17 protein-coding genes and 5 pseudogenes are annotated in these 16,370 nt (G+C 59.0%); 10 read left to right on the forward strand and 12 right to left on the reverse strand.

Annotated elements, in window-relative coordinates; translation table 11 throughout:
- Both A3OM_RS24880 and A3OM_RS24605 read left to right on the forward strand, forming a co-directional pair.
- Positions 1–1,325, forward strand: a 1,325-nt coding sequence (locus A3OM_RS24880; protein ID WP_157196585.1) for a calcium-binding protein, incomplete at its 5' end; no start/stop codon positions are given.
- Between the two features lie 382 nt (positions 1,326–1,707).
- Positions 1,708–2,460 (forward strand): annotated as a pseudogene (locus tag A3OM_RS24605) (IS6 family transposase).
- Positions 2,461–2,517: 57 nt separating this feature from the next.
- Here A3OM_RS24605 and A3OM_RS0123000 read toward each other — a convergent pair.
- The 3 genes from A3OM_RS0123000 to A3OM_RS0123005 are packed head-to-tail and all read right to left on the reverse strand — an operon-like array spanning position 2,518 to position 4,249.
- Entirely contained in the window at positions 2,518–3,171 is a 654-nt protein-coding gene (locus tag A3OM_RS0123000) for an SOS response-associated peptidase (RefSeq protein WP_018046156.1), read from the reverse strand.
- A 45-nt stretch (positions 3,172–3,216) separates the two neighbouring features.
- The gene (locus A3OM_RS25980; protein WP_157196586.1) at positions 3,217–3,591 is read right to left on the reverse strand and encodes a hypothetical protein; all 375 of its coding nucleotides are present in this window, start codon (positions 3,589–3,591) and stop codon (positions 3,217–3,219) included.
- A gap of 1 nt (position 3,592) precedes the next feature.
- Positions 3,593–4,249 carry a ParA family protein gene (locus A3OM_RS0123005; protein WP_018046157.1) on the reverse strand — a complete coding sequence of 219 codons (657 nt, stop codon included), beginning with the start codon at positions 4,247–4,249 and terminating at the stop codon, positions 3,593–3,595.
- Between the two features lie 1,056 nt (positions 4,250–5,305).
- Here A3OM_RS0123005 and A3OM_RS24610 point away from each other — a divergent pair.
- The gene (locus tag A3OM_RS24610; RefSeq protein WP_043765402.1) at positions 5,306–6,058 is read left to right on the forward strand and encodes a hypothetical protein; all 753 of its coding nucleotides are present in this window, start codon (positions 5,306–5,308) and stop codon (positions 6,056–6,058) included.
- 147 nt (positions 6,059–6,205) lie between these two features.
- On the opposite strand, the pseudogene A3OM_RS26490 reads toward A3OM_RS24610, so the two are convergent.
- From A3OM_RS26490 to A3OM_RS0123030, 4 genes and pseudogenes are all read right to left on the reverse strand, one after another.
- Positions 6,206–6,814 (reverse strand): annotated as a pseudogene (locus A3OM_RS26490) (IS3 family transposase); the annotation flags it as partial.
- Entirely contained in the window at positions 6,706–7,002 is a 297-nt protein-coding gene (locus A3OM_RS26495) for an IS3 family transposase (RefSeq protein ID WP_348625463.1), read from the reverse strand. The gene A3OM_RS26495 and the pseudogene A3OM_RS26490, both read right to left, overlap by 109 nt.
- Before the next feature lie 126 nt (positions 7,003–7,128).
- Positions 7,129–7,290 (reverse strand): hypothetical protein, encoded by a 162-nt coding sequence (locus A3OM_RS26500; RefSeq protein WP_018046159.1) that lies wholly within the window; start codon positions 7,288–7,290, stop codon positions 7,129–7,131.
- Between the two features lie 107 nt (positions 7,291–7,397).
- Entirely contained in the window at positions 7,398–7,781 is a 384-nt protein-coding gene (locus A3OM_RS0123030; RefSeq protein WP_018046160.1) for a helix-turn-helix transcriptional regulator, read from the reverse strand.
- Positions 7,782–7,982: 201 nt separating this feature from the next.
- On the opposite strand from A3OM_RS0123030, the gene A3OM_RS0123035 reads away from it, so the two are divergent.
- Together A3OM_RS0123035 and A3OM_RS24625 are read left to right on the forward strand one after the other, a co-directional pair.
- Positions 7,983–8,825 carry a hypothetical protein gene (locus A3OM_RS0123035; RefSeq protein ID WP_018046161.1) on the forward strand — a complete coding sequence of 281 codons (843 nt, stop codon included), beginning with the start codon at positions 7,983–7,985 and terminating at the stop codon, positions 8,823–8,825.
- A 273-nt stretch (positions 8,826–9,098) separates the two neighbouring features.
- Positions 9,099–9,593, forward strand: a pseudogene (locus A3OM_RS24625) (response regulator transcription factor); the annotation flags it as partial.
- A gap of 310 nt (positions 9,594–9,903) precedes the next feature.
- Here the strand turns inward: A3OM_RS24625 and A3OM_RS0123045 are convergent.
- Positions 9,904–10,086, reverse strand: a complete 183-nt coding sequence (locus tag A3OM_RS0123045) for a hypothetical protein (protein WP_018046163.1) — start codon at positions 10,084–10,086, stop codon at positions 9,904–9,906.
- A gap of 554 nt (positions 10,087–10,640) precedes the next feature.
- Between A3OM_RS0123045 and A3OM_RS25985 the strand changes: the two genes are divergently transcribed.
- On the forward strand, positions 10,641–11,282 hold the full coding sequence (locus A3OM_RS25985; protein WP_157196587.1) for a hypothetical protein: 642 nt from the start codon (positions 10,641–10,643) through the stop codon (positions 11,280–11,282).
- Between the two features lie 32 nt (positions 11,283–11,314).
- On the forward strand, positions 11,315–11,548 hold the full coding sequence (locus tag A3OM_RS26645) for an HGGxSTG domain-containing protein (RefSeq protein WP_081612767.1): 234 nt from the start codon (positions 11,315–11,317) through the stop codon (positions 11,546–11,548).
- On the opposite strand, the gene A3OM_RS0123055 is transcribed toward A3OM_RS26645, so the two are convergent.
- Entirely contained in the window at positions 11,545–11,967 is a 423-nt protein-coding gene (locus A3OM_RS0123055; protein ID WP_018046165.1) for a hypothetical protein, read from the reverse strand. The two genes, A3OM_RS26645 and A3OM_RS0123055, sit on opposite strands and share 4 nt — an antisense overlap.
- A 5-nt stretch (positions 11,968–11,972) precedes the next feature.
- A complete protein-coding gene (locus tag A3OM_RS0123060; RefSeq protein ID WP_018046166.1) occupies positions 11,973–12,566 on the reverse strand; it encodes a recombinase family protein in 594 nt (197 codons plus the stop codon).
- A 298-nt stretch (positions 12,567–12,864) separates the two neighbouring features.
- On the opposite strand from A3OM_RS0123060, the pseudogene A3OM_RS25645 reads away from it, so the two are divergent.
- A pseudogene (locus A3OM_RS25645) lies at positions 12,865–13,966 on the forward strand (IS3 family transposase).
- An 82-nt stretch (positions 13,967–14,048) separates the two neighbouring features.
- Positions 14,049–14,450, forward strand: a pseudogene (locus tag A3OM_RS24640) (DDE-type integrase/transposase/recombinase); the annotation flags it as partial.
- 207 nt (positions 14,451–14,657) lie between these two features.
- Here the strand turns inward: A3OM_RS24640 and A3OM_RS25545 are convergent.
- Positions 14,658–15,221: a helix-turn-helix transcriptional regulator gene (locus A3OM_RS25545; RefSeq protein WP_081612766.1), complete on the reverse strand. Its 564-nt coding sequence runs from the start codon at positions 15,219–15,221 to the stop codon at positions 14,658–14,660.
- A 48-nt stretch (positions 15,222–15,269) separates the two neighbouring features.
- A complete protein-coding gene (locus A3OM_RS25990; protein ID WP_157196588.1) occupies positions 15,270–15,605 on the reverse strand; it encodes a hypothetical protein in 336 nt (111 codons plus the stop codon).
- 262 nt (positions 15,606–15,867) lie between these two features.
- On the opposite strand from A3OM_RS25990, the gene A3OM_RS0123080 reads away from it, so the two are divergent.
- Positions 15,868–16,370: Ig-like domain-containing protein (locus A3OM_RS0123080; RefSeq protein ID WP_026176343.1), on the forward strand; the 503-nt coding region annotated here is incomplete at its 3' end.

Genomic DNA, 16,370 nt, shown 5'->3' on the forward strand with positions numbered 1-16,370 from the left:
ACAACCAGTCTAAGTCAACTTCGACAACCCTCGTTTTTGATTACACAGTATTGGTCGATCAGGTTGCCGGTGATATTGGGGTAGAAAGTGTTTCTGCCAATGGAGCTGTGATTACCGATGTAAATGGCAACCCATTCAATGTTGATGGATTTATTGTAAATCCTGTCGGCACTCTGAAGATAGATGGATATACTGGAACGCAAGGAAGCGAGACTTTCCGTGGTACCGCGGGGGCGGAAACCTTTATTGGATTGGGCGGCGACGATATCTATTTGGTTAATAACGTCGATGACCAGGTCATTGAGGCACGTAACGAAGGCACTGATACGGTACGGACCAGCGTGGATTATATGCTCATGGCAGGCCAAGAGATCGAGGTGCTGCGCGCCTCAGGAACGGTTGGTCTGACGCTCATCGGCAATGAGTTTGACAACAGAATCGTTGGAACGTCTGGGAACGACGTCATCAACGGTAAAGCGGGGGCAGACTTGCTGTTCGGGGGCCTTGGCGACGACGACTATTTTGTCGACAACGTGAACGATCTAGTGACCGAAGCCGCTAATGCGGGTAAAGACACTGTCCATACATCTGTCAGTTACACACTGAAGGCTGGCCAGGAGATCGAAACTCTGCGAGGCTTGGGTTCGACAGGTCTGACGCTCACCGGCAACGAGTTTGGTAACAAGCTCGTTGGGACTGATGGGAATGACATCCTGAACGGTAAAGCAGGAGCAGACACGCTGTTCGGTGGCCTTGGCAACGACAAATACTATGTTGACAATCTGAACGATCAGGTGACTGAGGCAGTTGGTGAAGGTAGCGATATAGTCTATACTAGCGTTAGCTACACGCTGGGTGCTGGCCAAGAGATCGAAACCTTGTCATTTATAGGCTCAAAGGGCCTCACGCTGACTGGTAATGAGCTTGCCAACACCATTGTCGGAGGCGCTGGAAAAGACGTGCTCGTCGGTGGACTTGGTCGGGACGTGCTAACCGGTGGTGCCGGAAGCGACACCTTCACCTTCCAGACATTGAACGACACTGCCACCGGAACCGCGACACGCGACATCATCCAGGACTTCAAGATCGGAACGGACCACATCGATTTGTTCGCGATCGATGCCAATTCGAAAGTTTCTGGTGACCAGTCGTTCTCGTTTATCGGCACGGGTGCTTTCACTAAGGAGGCGGGACAGCTCCACACAATCCAATCCGGTGGCGCGACCATCGTTGAGGGTGACGTGGATGGAAACGGAAAGGCGGACTTCCAGATCGTTCTTAGGAACGTGGTCGACGCCTTGCACGCAAACGACTTCCTCCTCTAGTCAGAGCGACTGAATCGGATGACTGGCTTCAGCCCAGAAGAAATAAGCTGAAGGCAAAGCGAGAGAAAACGGCAGGCGGAGAGTGGGTGGTAGTCAATCTACCGACCACTCTCCGACTTTTTTTATCGATGAGATTGAGGCTCCCTTGGAGTTTCTGAGCCGTTGTAAGCTGATCTACCCCTGTTAGGTGGCCTAGTTCAAATCTGACGAACTCAGGGCCGTTGTCCGAACGAACATACCTGGGCACGCCGCGTAGGATGAAGAGATCCAATAAAAAGTCGATGACGTCGGTGTAGTTGAGCTGGGCCTGTCGCAAACGCGCGGCGTTTACCCCTCGTTGACCATACGGCCTGCATGGCGCTTCCGCTCTCAGAGGCCACCCATGATCTTGTCCGCCATCGCCGCCAAGCTTAAGTAGCGTGCCAAGAGTGACTTCAAGGGTCGGCATTACGAGGCGACGCTCATTGTGCAGGCGGTCTCCTGGTACCTGCGCTATCCACTGAGCTACCGTGACATCGAGGAGCTGTTCCTAGAACGCGGCATCGAGGTCGATCACAGCAACCTAAACCGCTAGGTTCTGGCCTATGCTCCCCTGATCGAGAAACGGCTGCGTCAGTTCCGCAAGCCGCACTGCGGTTCGGTCCGGATCGACGAAACCTACATCAAGGTGCGCGGTGAGTGGCGCTACCTGTGCCAAGCCGTCGACAAGCACGGCAATCCGATTGACTTCCTGCTCACCGCCAACTGGGATCTCGACGCCGCCAAGCGCTTCTTCCGCAAGATGCTCTCGGCCGAGCCCCTCTTTGCTCCAGACCGCGTTGGTACCGATGGCGCCGGCACCTACCCGTCGGCCATCACGGAGATCCGCAAGGAGGGCCTGCTGCCTCGCATGCCGGCGCACTATGTCACCAAGCACTAGCAACAGAGCATTGAGAGTGATCATTTCCGGGTCAAAAAGAATATGCCCCGGATCGGCGGCTTCCAGTCCTTCCATACGGCTCGGCGCACCATTCAGGGCTTCGAAGCCATGCTGTGGCTGAGCAAGGGCTTCGGCTTTGCCGGCCCGTAGACCGTGTGCGAGCAGAATGGGCTACTCACGCTCTGCTTCGGACTTCCAAAGGCGAACAAAACGTGAAAGCGCGACGGTAGAGGCTCTTCTGCGCCTCACGTCCGAGATTGCGACACGCCTATCCTACTCTGCCGAATCGCGCCGAGCTCCTGTCGCCACGATCTTCATCATGGCGTCGGGCAGCGGGCGCTGCAGCTCAAGGGCGATCTCGGTCGGCGCCTCAAGCCACGTCCGCCACTCCTCCGGCGTCGTCAGCAGGACGGGCATTGCCTTCGGGTGGACCGGGCCGACGATCCCATTAGCGTCACAGGTGAGGAACGAGAACAGCCGGTGCACGGCCTCCTCGCGGTCGGGGTTCTCGGCCTTGGTGCCGCGCACGCCCGTCCAGGGCCGCCAGATACCGGCAAAGGCAAAGAGCGGCCGGTCATCATCGAGGGCGAACCATGTGGGCGTCTTCTTCGGTTTGGTGTCCGCGTACTCGCTGAAGGAGGACACCAGGACGAGGCAGCGGTATTCTGGCTTGAGCCAAGGCCGCCAGTGCGGGCTCTTCACGTTCCGGACGTTCGTGACCGGCTGCTCCCCGTACTGCTTGGGACCCGGGATGCCCCATCGGAACATCTCAAGAGCCCGCCTTCCGTCCTCGATCCGCACGATGGGCGCCATCTGGTCAGGGAAGATGCCGGGCATCCTCGGCAGGTTGCCGGTGCGATCCTCGTCCGCGCCGAAGGCCTTGCGGATCTCAGCTTGTGACGTGACCAGACTGTAGAGGTTGCACATCGTCTATGTTCCCGGCGCTAAGCTGGCCGCTTCGGTCATCGGTGGTCAGCGGAGGCGCCTACCGTCTTCAGGGACAGCCGAGAGGTTGACGTTGTAGCCTTTGGCCGCCAGTGCTTCGAGGACGAGGTACTTGACCGTCACGCGGCGGTTGAGAGCTTCCTGGCGCAATGCGGTCCACACCTCATCCGGCACCTCGAATTTAAGAGACGTACCCTTGGTAGGGGCAATGGGAGATTTGGGTTCTTGGGGAAGAGCTGCCGTCGGCTCCGGTAATGGGGCCGGTCCGATTGGCAGTTCTTCTGGAGCGTTGGAGGCCCTGGTAAATCCGAGATCGCTTGTTGCTGCGGCGAGCTGTTGAGCATCCTCAGGGCTCGTACGCGGGCGCGGACGGGGCGAAGGCAGGAAAGTCGGTTTGCTCATGTCAGGACGCCTGCTGCTCGGCTAGGATGGCCAGTAGTTCGTTTAGGACACCGCTAACCTCTCCCAGCGCCTTTGGGTCGCCAACCGGGCCAGCGGGCGTGGCTCCGGTGAAGTGGATGGCCTGATAGGCAGCCCGCTGGATCACCTCGGTTCGCAGGACTGGGATGTTTGCGCCCTGGATTTCCTGGCGAGCGTGTTGCGCCACCCGACTCTGAAGCGGCGACATCTGTGTGAGAACAACACGGGCCGGGATCGAACGGCGAAGCATACGCTCAGCACGTTGCACGACCTCGTAGGTTCGGAAGACCTCTTGCAGGTCCATGCCGGATATCTTGGTGGGGATCAGCACAAGGTCGGACTCGGCGATGGCGTAGGTGACGGCCTGCGAAGCTGCGCCTTCAAGGTCGACCAATACGACGGAGTAGCGTGAAGCCGCCTCCGAAATGCGATCAAGGATTGTTTTCTCAGTCACCCCAGAGATCACGTCGACGGTGCAATCCTCCCCTGCCCTATCGCGCCAGGACGCAATGTGGCCGTTCGGATCAGCGTCGATGATTGCTACGGAGCCGCCTTGCCGTGCGAAGGCGTCGGCAAGGCAGATAACGAGCGTCGTTTTACCAACGCCACCCTTGGTCGAGCAAACGCTCAAGACAGCCATTGCTCTAGTCCCCTATGGCACGGTTGCCCTTGTACCCTAACAATCTAGAACCCTAATTGTCAAGAAACCGTAAGACCGAATATGCGCTTGGGCAAAGGGGATTTTGCCTGCTTGGTGTAAGTGGCCGCCGCCATCGACGGTGCGCGAACGCTTGCGCAGATGGATGAACTCTCGCGCTAGGTCTGGCAGAGGCACGGGGGAGGGGCTTTGGACGACGTTCTAGGCTTAGTCGCTTGCTGAACGGCTCCACGAGCGCCGTAGTGCGATCCGTGAGGGCATCCGCCTTGTTAGCATTCCGTCGGCCGGGCAAGCCTGTTCTTGCCTTCGTGGTCGAAAACCATCCGCACCGCGCTCGCAGACCTCAGGCGAAAAGGGTGTGCTTCGCTTCGTCATGGCTCCATCCTCTCAGGAGTTGGATCCTCCGGGAAACCCGGTGCGGTTCATCTCAGGCTGGAGGGCCGAGTTAACGCAGAGCACGATCTAAGGCTGCGACAATGGCCTTGAGCGTGTCCGCGTGATCCATAGCTTTTCGCCTTGATTTTCAAATGCTTCTCTCAGCCCGAATCCTAGCTAGTTCCCGTCGCAGCGCTTCAACCTCGGCGTGGAGTTCGCCGGCATCCACGGCCAACTCAATGCACTGGTTCTGAACCTCCGCAAGCTGGGCCCGCAGCTCGGCATTCTTCGTCGCCAAAGTGAGCAGGAGCAGGGTGTCGGAAACGGCGGGCCTCCCATGGGTCGATCAGGCCGTGGGCGTCGACGATGAGGGTTAGCGTTGACTTAACTGCCCCGCCCGGCCGAGATGCCATGTCCGGCCGCACATCGTGCCAAGCGAGTCGTGAGCCGGCATCAGGAGAGATCACCGCCGCGAGATAGACCCTGAAACGACTACGGCCCCCCTGTCGCCAAACAGGAGGGCCGCGAAATCGAGATGGTCTGTGAGGACCGAGACAATCCCTCACAAGCCATAAGACCCCCTCGGGAGTCAAGCGGGAGCGCCAATTCCCGCATCGAGAAGTCGTGCCTTGTGCCTGCCGCGGCCCGAGAGGGTTGGGGACAATGTTTCACGCGACTATGGTCGCCGCGATCGACGGCGCGCGGACGCTTGCGCAGATGGACGAGCTATCGCGTCAGGTCTGGCAGGGGCACGGATCGGGGGCCTTGGCCGACGAGGAGGCCCAAGCGCTTGCCGAACGGCTCCACGGGCGCCGTGGAGAGATCCGTGAGGGCATCAAGCCCTTCGGCATCCCTGCAGGCCGCGCGAGCCTATTCCCGCCTCGCAGGAGCATCACCAGCCCCGACAAAGCCATGTCGAGAGACCGCCGCCGCCTGCTGGCCTGTTCTGGCCCCATGCCGCCTGCGTTGGCCTCGCGGTTCACCACCGGGCAGCTGGCGGTTCTGCGCATCGTCGCCGACGAGGTCGCTGCCAAGGGCGTGTGTGGCCTTTGCATCGACGCCATCGCGGCTCGGGCCGGGGTATGCCGTCGCCTTGCCCAAGGTGCCATCCGCCTCGCAGAGGGCGACGGGCTGCTAACCATTGAGGAGCGCCGTCATGAGGGCAGGAAGAACAGCCCGAACCTCGTCCGCGTCATCAGCAGGGAATGGCAGGTGTGGATGCGGCGTGCCGGCAGAGCGAAGGCCGAAGGGATAGGATGCAAAGCGATTCACCCCACGGATAGAGGGGTTATAACTTTGGGGAAAACCGAGACTGAAACCAACGTAAGAAAGCTGCCGGGGCGGCAGGGTCGCTTTCACGCCAGTGGCTCGCGAGAATCCAGGCGGGCTGCGGAACGGGCGAAAGCCATGCGGTGAGGGTATGCGGCCGTTCGACAAGCCGGACACTGCCCTTCCGGACCGTCCTAGGCTTTGCTCGTAGCCGAACCGCATCCGCGCGAAGGAAGAGCTCTGACCGGTCAGACGCGAGGGACTGCTGTGGGATTACCCCATTTCTGTGGACGGTTAGGGGGCTTGGCTGAACAGGGTCTCTGGCGACGGGTCCGCTCGGGTCTCCTGTTCGTAGTCGACGGGCGAGCGGTATCCGAGTGCAGAGTGCCGGCGCAGAGGGTTATAGAAGCCCTCGATGTAGCTGAAGCAGGCCATCCTGGCTTCGGCCTGCGAGCGGAAGCGGCGGCGGGCGAGCAACTCGCATTCGAGGGTTGAGAAGAAGCTTTCGGCCATGGCGTTGTCGTAGGCGTCGCCCACCGACCCCATCGAGGGTCGCACGCCCGCCTCCTTGCAGCGGCTCCCGAAGGCCAGCGACGTGTATTGCGATCCTTGGTCCGAGTGGTGGATCACGTCGCGAGGCCTGCGCTGTGTGACGGCCATCTCCAGGGCCTCTAGGACGAGCTCCGAGCGGAGGTGGTTGGCCATGGCCCACCCGACGATTCGGCGGCTGAAGGCGTCGAGCACGACGGCGAGGTAGAGGAAGCCCGCAGCAGTCGGCACGTAGGTGATATCCGCTACCCAGAGCCGGTTCGGGGCGCCGACGGCGAAGTTACGGTCGACCAGATCGACAGCCGGGCGATGCGTTTGCGGGAGTGCCGCTCGCCCTGCTCGCGCAGGTCGGCGTGGACGCGCGGCGCGCCATAAGTCTCGTGCGAGCCGAGATGGACGGTGCGGATTCGCTTGAGCAGGGCTGCGTCCGCTGTCCGACGCGCCGAGGGCTGCCGGCCAGCCCAGGCATAGTATCCTGCCTTCGACACGCCGAGCATGCGTGCCATGGCAGCGATCGGGAAGTCGGCCTGGTTCGCGTTCATGAACTGGAAGACCCCGACGGCAGAACCCCGGTCTCCCGAGCAAACCAGGCCGTCGCGCGAGAGAGGATATCGCGCTCCAGCTTAAGTTGTCGGTTCTCGCGCCGTAGCCGGATGAGTTCATCGCGCTCAACCGCTGTCAGGCCGGGGGTCGGCAGGCGGTGGCTTCGCATCACGCCGTCCTTCGCTGCGGTCGGCCTCGGCCACCCAGTTGCCGATGGCCTGTGCGGAAGGCTCGAACTCGCGAGCCAAATCGTTCGGATCGCGGCCGGCGCGGACCAACTCGACCATCTGTCGGCGGAACTCGGCGGGGTATGGGGGACGGCTCTTGGGCATTGGACAAACACCTCACGCGAAAGCGTTCTCGGTGTCCACCGAACAGGGGCAATCCCAGCTGGCTAACCGGTCTGCCGGACACTCAGCCGGGATGCGGTTCGCACAGTCGACAACACGTCGCGGCGAAGGTCACTGTCCTCAATGGATGCATAGGCGGCAAGGATTTCGAGGGGGCCAGGCTCAGCGAGGAAGGGGAACATCTCTTCCTGTCCCTGGGGCTCGCCCTCGCCGAACAGCGCTGACATTGGTACTTCGAAGAACTGAGCGATCTGCTGTAGGCGGCCGCTGGCGATCCGGTTTTGCCCCTTCTCGTATTTCTGGATCTGCTGGAACGTAACGCCTGCAATTTCGCCAAGCGCAGTCTGCGATAGTCCCTTAGCTTTACGAAGGGCAGCGATTCGCAGGCCGACGCCACGGTCAACGTCTGTCGTAGATTTAACAGTCATAACGGGGACCGCTTCTGTTTAGTAATAATTAATCATGATGCCATTCCAAATGTGAAATATTGCTCATCCCTCTTTATGGCCTATGGTGTCATCTCTTGGTTGGTACGCTGTAGCTCCGCAGTGTTGCAAGATCGCACTATCGCTGCTGGCGCTTTCAAGGCTCTGTGTCGTTCAAATTCATCGCACGGGCCAACGACTTCCATGTTTAAGAAGCTTCTCCTCGCCACTGCGGCCACCGCTCTCATGGCTGGCGCCGCTTCGGCCGCCGACCTTCCGCGTCGCGCCGCTCCGCCGGTGTTCGTTCCCGTCCCGGTGTTCACCTGGACCGGCGCCTACTTCGGTATCAACGCCGGCTACGGCTTCGACGCCGGTAGCAACAGCGACCGCTACGCCCTGCCGGGTGGTTCGGTGCTAAACTCCTTCACCCGCACCCCGGTGGTCGTCTCGACCAACGGCGGCAACGATCTCGAAGGCTTCGTCGGCGGTGGCCAGGTCGGCTACAACTACCAGTTCACCCCGGGTTCGGGCGTGGTTGTCGGTATCGAAGCTGACGCCCAGTACACCGACTTCGGCAACAAGAGCCGCACCGTGGCCGGCACCATCAGCCCCGTCGCCGGTGCTCTCGTCAGCCCCACCTCGGTCCGTATCCCGGGCAACGAGATGAACTTCTTCGGCACCGTCCGTGGCCGTATCGGTTACGCCTTCGACCGCACCCTCGTGTACGGCACCGGCGGCTTCGCTTACGGCGACGGCGCCACAGGCGGCGACGACTTCCGCACCGGCTACACCGCCGGCGGTGGTATCGAGTACGCTCTCCCCACCGACTCGTTCTTCAACTTCTTCAAGTCGTCGGCCGTGACGCTGAAGGTCGAAGGTCTGTACGTGAACCTCGAGAACGACAAGAACAACCGTGGCGGTCGCTCGGTGTTCAACGCGGCTGCCGGCCCCAATGGCCTCCTGACCATCAGCCCCTCGGTTGCTGCTCGCGAGTCCGAGTTCGCCGTCGTCCGCGCCGGCCTGAACTACAAGTTCGGATCTTACTAAGGCTTTTCGCCTTATATCATCTGCCTGAGCATCCCCGGCCCGATCCAGCTGGTCGCTCAGCCAACAGACGCCCTAGGACCTTCTCCTGGGGCGTTTTTCGTATGTGCATCGATCTCATCAGGGTGGTGAGAGGATGTGGCCGGCTAGTAGGACGGACGCGCGCATCCCGATGGTTTGAGCTGGCTCGCACACACTCTGGCCGAACTTCAAGAGGATCGTGGTTGCGGTGCGGGGCCTGTCCCGCTGCACACCGGAACGAGCACGCCTATGATCAAAATCCTGACGGCGATCCTGATCCTTTCCGGTATGGCCAGCATCGAGGACAAGGTTAAGGGGCTCGGCTTCGGAGCCGACGATTACCTGACCAAGCCTTTCCATAAAGACGAGCTGGTCGCCCGCATCCAAGCGATCGTCCGCCGCTCGAAGGGCCATGCCCAGTCGGTCATCACCACCGGCGACCTGACCGTGAACCTCGACGAGAAGATGGTGGCCATTGCTGGCAACCGGGTCCATCTCACCAGCAAGGAGTACCAGATCCTGGAGCTCCTGGCGCTACGGAAGGGTACGACCCTCACGAAGGAGATGTTCCTCAACCAACTCTACGGCGGCATGGACGAGCCCGAGCTGAATATCATCGACGTCTTCATCTGCAAGCTGCGCAAGAAGCTCGCGAACGCCTCCTCCGGCAAGAACTACATCGAGACCGTCTGGGGACGCGGCTACGTCCTGCGCGATGGCGTAGCCGAGATGCAGGTCTTAGCCAGCTGAGACGCTTGAGCGCAGTCATCGATTGCCCCGCAGCTATACCTGGCATCATGGTTCTCAACAATGACGCGACCTTAAGGTAGCCAACCCTGCAGTTCTCTTCGCGAAAGAGGGGGGGGTCGAAAGTTCAGGGCATAGGGAACGATGACCGTACAGGGTGGCACGCGCAGATTTTTTTGCCCCCGCGTGATAGCGTGTGCGGAGTCCGCAGCTAAGTCACTGACAGATCTACCATTTCCTCTCCTTCTAATTTCTTTCTACTCCGCAGCATATTCAAAGGGACGGTCACGTCATCGGTCAGGCGATCTGTTCCTCACCTTGTCTGTTCGACCTTGTTGCGAATAGCCGGATCGAAGTTGTTCAGGACGCGCAAGGGTGCACGATCCAGCATCACAGGGAGCTTGCCAAAGCTATCTACGATCTGATTGCTGATCTCGATCTTGATCCCCTTTAGCCAAATCCCGGGCTCTTGCTGTCCCGCGGTGGCTGACGACAAGATAGCGACATGTCGGTCAACTTCCCCAAGGCGATGGTAGCCATCTAGCCACCTGCCATAGGCTCAGAAACTTATCCTCCGGAAATCATGCCCAGTATCAGATTTTAGGCTTGTATGAACCATGAGCATGCCTAATATTCCTAAATCGATACCATAGCCCGCTCCCTTATGGAGCCGTGGGCCGGGTGACTAGCCAGGTCAGTTCCGGGTTCCCGCGATACGCCGGACGGCACCGGCAACAAGCGGCTGATTGAAGTCGCAGGAGTGGGGATGAACCCACAGACAACCGGTGAGCAGGTCGATGTGCTGACTGGTTCGCTCCGCGTCAGACCTCGCAAGAGGTGAAGCGGCGAGTAAAGGCCGACCGCCTGACCCCGGCCTTCCCGACAGGGTTTCGTCCATCGATCTATGTAACCAGTACGGCAGGCTCCGGCACGTCAGGTTACAGGCTTCGTCGATAGCAGGCGAAGCTATGCCTCCCACCCAGCCCACCATCACATCAGGGACGCCAAATCACAGACCGTGCGGTCGATGCGAGGATAGGAGATGATCTCATGCCGTCAGTTCGAAGAAGGGCTGCGCTCGAACCTTCTCATGCACCTGCAGTGACAGAGCGCTACAAACCGAGCCCCGCTGAAAAGGCGGCTCTCACGCGATATGTCGCTCGCAGTGCTCAAAGGCCGCCCGCTCGTATTCGCGTCGCCAAAGGGAAGGCCGGCATCTCCACTGGTCCAGACCATCCCGATCTTGGCACGGGAACGGTCAACCTTCTGAATGCGCTCGGCACGGCCAGCCTTCCGTTCATGAATGGCCTGTTGAGCCAAATTACCAACGTCGCGAGCCAAGGCCGGGAGCCCGATGAGGCAGGGATCAATTTCGTGCTTTCGGTCGTCGATGGGATCGAACCGCGGGATGAGGTCGAAGCCATGCTGGCCGTGCAGATGGCCGCGGTGCATCTGGCGACCATGACATTCGCGCGGCGTTTGGCGCACGTGGAGAACCTTCCTCAACAGGAGGGTGCCGAGACAGCGTTCAACAAACTCGCTCGAACCTTCGCGACGCAAATCGAGGCGCTGAAGCGATACCGTAGCGATGGCAAACAGATAGTGAGGGTCGAGCGAGTCACGGTCGAGGCCGGCGGACAGGCATTGGTCGGTGCGATTGGCGTTCCATCCCGTGGGGGGAGGGGCTCCTGACAAAATCTGAGGGCAACCCCATGCACTGGCCGATGCACCATTCACCAAGGTGCGGGGCGAGGACACGCAGCGGAATTTCCTGCTGTTCTCCCGCGATGCCAAACGGCCGTTGCCGCATGCACGGCGGCGCTTCTCCCGGTGCGCCGAAGGGTCCGCGCAATGGTATGTATCGGCACGGGCGCTACACAGCCGAAGCAGTAGCGACGCGTCGCGAACTCCGCGAATGGCTTCGTCTCATACGTCAGGTTGCCGAAGGCGTTGGTTAGTACGAACCTCGGAACAGGTCGCCAGAGGCCTTGCGTCGGAAAAGCGTGCGCCATCGACGACGTTGGTGCTCTGGCCGATCATGATTCATGTGGCAGCGTTGGCAGAACGCGGCGAGGTTCTTATCCGTGTTGTTGCCAGTGTCGTGATCGCGATGTGCGGTCGCGAGCACGACCTTCGTTGAGCGCAGGCGCCCGAGGTCCTCGAAACTCGGCAGCACCGAAAGGGCATAGCCCTTCTCATCACGCCAGCAGCCGGCCGAGGCATCCCACCAGCGTCCGTCGCCGAGGTGATAGATCGTTCGGCCATGCGGTCTCCCGCATCCTTCACAGGCACCTCCTGCCCGCCGGAAGCGGATTACGGCCGAGAGCTGCGGCCAGTCGATCGGGTAGTAGAAACGATGCTCACGCCGGATCGGCATCGCGATCAGGTCTCCCTGGCTGAAGCAGCAGCCTGGCTGCGTGCCCTGGCTTGCGGGAAGTAGCTGTAGAAGGTGTCCCGACTAACCCCGAGCCGCTGGGCGATGGCGGCGATCGAGATCGTGCCGGATTGCAGCAGGGCACGGCCGACTTCGAGATCGGCATCACTGAGCTTCTTCGGTCGGCCACCTTTACGGCCGCGGGCCAGGGCCGCCTTCAGCCCTTCCATCGTCCGCTCACGGTTCAGGTCGAGAAAATACTCGGCCATGGCGCCGTGCATCTGCAGGGCGAAGCGACCGTGAGCGGTGTCGCTATCGAACTGCTCGGTGAGACTGCGGAAATGAATTTCCTTCGTGCGAAGGCTGTCGATCGTGCGCATCATCTCGACGAGCGATCGGCCGAGCCGATCGAGCTTCCAGACCACCAGCACATCGGTCGGACGCAGATAGGCGAGGGCGGCATCGAACTCAGGCCGCTTCGTACCGGCTTTTCCGGACTTCTTCTCCTCGAACAGGCGTTCGCAACCCGCCTTGGTCAGCGCATCGCGTTGCAGGTCCAGGTTTTGATCGAGGGTGGAGACACGCGCATATCCGACAAGCATGTCGGGATAGTGATTCAGGTGCGTTTACCGTGCAATAGAAAACCAGTCATATTTTCCCGACAGAAACGCAGCCGTTTCGGGGGGCAGGCCCAACCCGACTTGAAGATGTCGGAAAAACGATTGTTTCTCCGACATATTATTCATCCGGATCGTGCCGGCCAGTCCTATTGTGGGGACACGGACGGAAGATGGTTCCTTATTGCGGTAGTGAGCATGGGACTGACCTTGACCCAGCAAAGTGGTCCGCGCTGAGCGCAAGTTTTTCGGGCATCCTGAACCCTGAAGGAGGGTGGATGCCATGCCTCGCAAACGCTTCACGAACGAACAGATCGCCTTTGCCCTGCGGCAGGCGGAGAATAGTGCGACGGTGGACGAGGTCTGCCGGAAGATGGGTGTATCCGAGCCGACGTTTTACCGTTGGAAGAAGCAGTTCGTCGGTATGGGCGTGCCTGAGATCCGGCGGTTGAAGCAGTTGGAGGACGAGAACGGCAAGCTCAAGCGGTTGGTCGCAGACCTGACGCTGGACCGCTCAATGCTGCAGGACGTGCTCAAGCGAAAGTGGTGAGGCCTGCCGTTCGCCGTGAGGTCGCCGGTCACCTGCAGGTAGCCTACGACATCAGCGAGCGTCGGGCCTGTCTGGCCACCGGCTTCGGCCGTTCGTCCCAGCGCTATACCAAGCGCTCTGATCCGCAGGTCGCGCTGCGGATGCGACTGAAGGAGCGGGCTGCCGCACGAGTCCGCTACGGCTACCGGCGGCTTCACATCCTGTTGCGACGGGAGGGCTGGAAGGTGAACCACAAGCGCACTTACCGGATCTACCGCGACGAGGGACTGTCGATCAGGTCCAAGCTGCCCAAGCGCAAGCGGGCCTGGCGATATCGCCAAGGGCGACCAGCGATCGGTGGGCCCAACGAGGTCTGGACGATGGACTTCGTATCCGACCGCATCTTCGACGGGCGTCCGTTCTGGATCCTGACGGTCGTCGATTGCCACACGCGAGAGACGCTCTCACTCACGCCGAGAGCCAACTTCCGCGCCTTCCAGGTGACCGAGGCGCTCGATGCCTTGGTCCGGCTGAGGGGGCGGCCCAAGAGCCTGCGGGTCGACAATGGGCCGGAGTTCGCCGGCCGCATGCTCACCAGTGGGCCTACCTGAACGGAGTCGAGATCGACTTCTCCCGACCGAGCAAGCCGACCGACAACGCTTACATCGAGTCGTTCAACGGCCGTCTACGAGCGGAATGCCTGAACGCCTCGTGGTTCGTGTCGCTGGCCGATGCCCGTGAGCGCATCGAAGACTGGAGGTGCCACTACAACGAAGATCGACCCCATATGGCTCTGGGCGGATTGACGCCCCGAGCGTTCGCCAACCAAGCTGTCACAGCCCGAGAACTTGCATAGGCCGTGGACCACAAGCGGGGTCAACTCCACAAAACCGGAAAACTCGCACTCAAGCCGGACCAAAGCGATGGGGAGACGTCACTTCCTCTTCACCGCCAACCGGGATCTCGACGCCGCCGAGCGGTTCTTCCGTAAGATGTTGCAGGATCAGCCCCTCCTCGCCCCCTACCGGATCGGCACGGATGGCGCCGGCACGTATCCGCCGGCCATCACCGAGAGCCAGAACGCAGGCCTGCTGCTTCGCACGCCGATTCACTACGTCACCAAGCACCTCCAACAGGGGATCGAGAGCGACCACTTTTGGGTGAAGCGGTCGATGCCGCGGGTGGGCGGCATCCGCTCGTTCAACACAGCGCGGTGCACGATTCAGGGGTTCGAAGCCATGCTCTGGCTGCGCAAGGGCTTCGCCGGCGCGTGGACGGTGCGCGAGCAGAGCCAGCTGCCCTCACTCTTCTTCGGGCTTCCCCAGACGAACAACGGGTGAAAGCGGGACGGTAGGGGGCCTTCCGCGCCTCAGATCAGAGTTTGCGATACGCCCCAATGGGCGACCCAGGACGAAGCCCGACGCGATCTGTTCACCTACATCGAGGGCTACTACAATCGGCACTCGGCTACATCACGCCCGAGCAAGCCGAACGGAACGCAAGCTAAACTCCTGCCCATGGAGACGGGAGAGTATCAGTTAATTGTATTATGGTAAAATTGACACTTTAAGCAAAAGAGAAACAAGCTCGGCTTGGCGCCTAGTTTTGGTTTTATTGTATATTGAGGCAAGCTGTGTCCTTATAGTCCACAATGATATATTTCTCAAGCTCGCTATCTCATTTGGTGTTTTTCCTTCTATTATCAGTAATGATATCTTAGCTTCTGTTAAAGTGAGATTGAAGGTTTTTTGTAAAACTTCTAATTTGGGTCCCTTGGTTCTCTCCATATCTAAAATAACAATTACTGCGTTTACATATTCATCTTTATACTTTCCAGTAGGAATAGAATAAAGAGCAATTGATTTCTTGCCCTTGCGTGGTATGACAACCCAAGATTCAGATTCAATCCTGAACCTATGATTGCTATTGTTCATTAGTTCTTTGAGTCCATCTCGCAACTCAATTTCGGTAGAAATAACTGTACCAATAAATTCTCCTATGATTATTTGTGATAACATATTCCATTCAATAATGTGGCCAGCCCCATCTACAGAGATGGCTCCACATCCAATACGCCCAAGAATACGTAGCAAAGGATCATCAAGTAGCATTAATAAATCGCCATATCTAAAAAGTTCTATAATAGTGAAATAATTTTATTAATCCCAGTTATCATTTTTGTTTAACTGAGAAATGATCCAGTTTTTTGCAGAATCTAGAGAAGAAAACATCAAACCTTGCTGGTCACATGAACCAAATCCTTTATCTAGATACCACTGGGTGTGTTCTGGATCATTGTCTATTTCTGAAGAACATACTAAAATAGCTACTATTCTTTCTGAAAATATTCCAAGACATGCTTTTTCCTCAGAATCTGAGTCACCTATCAAAGTATGCTTGAAGTCTACCTGCAAAATCATTGTCAAATAATCCGTACCTATAGTTAAATTTGACTCGAATAAACAAAATACACCTACTGCGTAGATGCCGTTCATATAATCGTATCATATATATTCAATCCCCTGCTATCCCTCGAGCGAGGGATAGGGAACAATTAAAATTCTGTGTCCTCCCTCATGTGAGGGATATACCTAACGTTTCAATCAGACGATAACCGCCTCCAAACACTTGTTTCGATACGATCACCGTTGAGTGAAAGTGGTCAGTACGCGCAAGTCAAGTAGATTTCGTTATAAAAAAGAACCGAGAATAAATAGCTCGGGACCGTTCAGTTAAAAGATCTTTGGGGGAAATATTATGGCAATCATCAACGTGTTGTCGGTAGTCTTCGACGAGGCCAGCCTCAGCGACGCCAACAATCCCTCGACGGTAGCCATTACCTTCTCCGAGACCCCGGTGGGCTTCACCGCGGACGACGTCGTCACGGTGGGCGGTGCGATCGGCGCGCTGTCGGCGGCGGTCACGAACCCCGACGGCACCGTCACCTACACGGCGACCTTCACGGCCACTGACGGCTTCGACGGCCAGGCCTCGGTCACGGTCGGCACCGGCTACACCGATGCGGCCGGCAATACCGGCCTGGGCGATGCCGACACGGCGACGGTCGATACGGTGGCGCCGACCTTCGGCCCATTCTCGATCTCGTCGGATCTCGGAGCAAGCAGCACTGACTTCATCACTCGCGACAACACTCTGTCGGTCAGCGGATCGGTCGGAGGAGCTATCGGATCCACCGTCAGCATCGAGGTGACGAACAGCAGCGGCCTCGTCGTCACCACTCTAAATGGTGTGGTTCGTTC

It is taken from the genome of Methylobacterium sp. 88A, from assembly GCF_000376345.1.
Taxonomy (GTDB): domain Bacteria; phylum Pseudomonadota; class Alphaproteobacteria; order Rhizobiales; family Beijerinckiaceae; genus Methylobacterium; species Methylobacterium bullatum.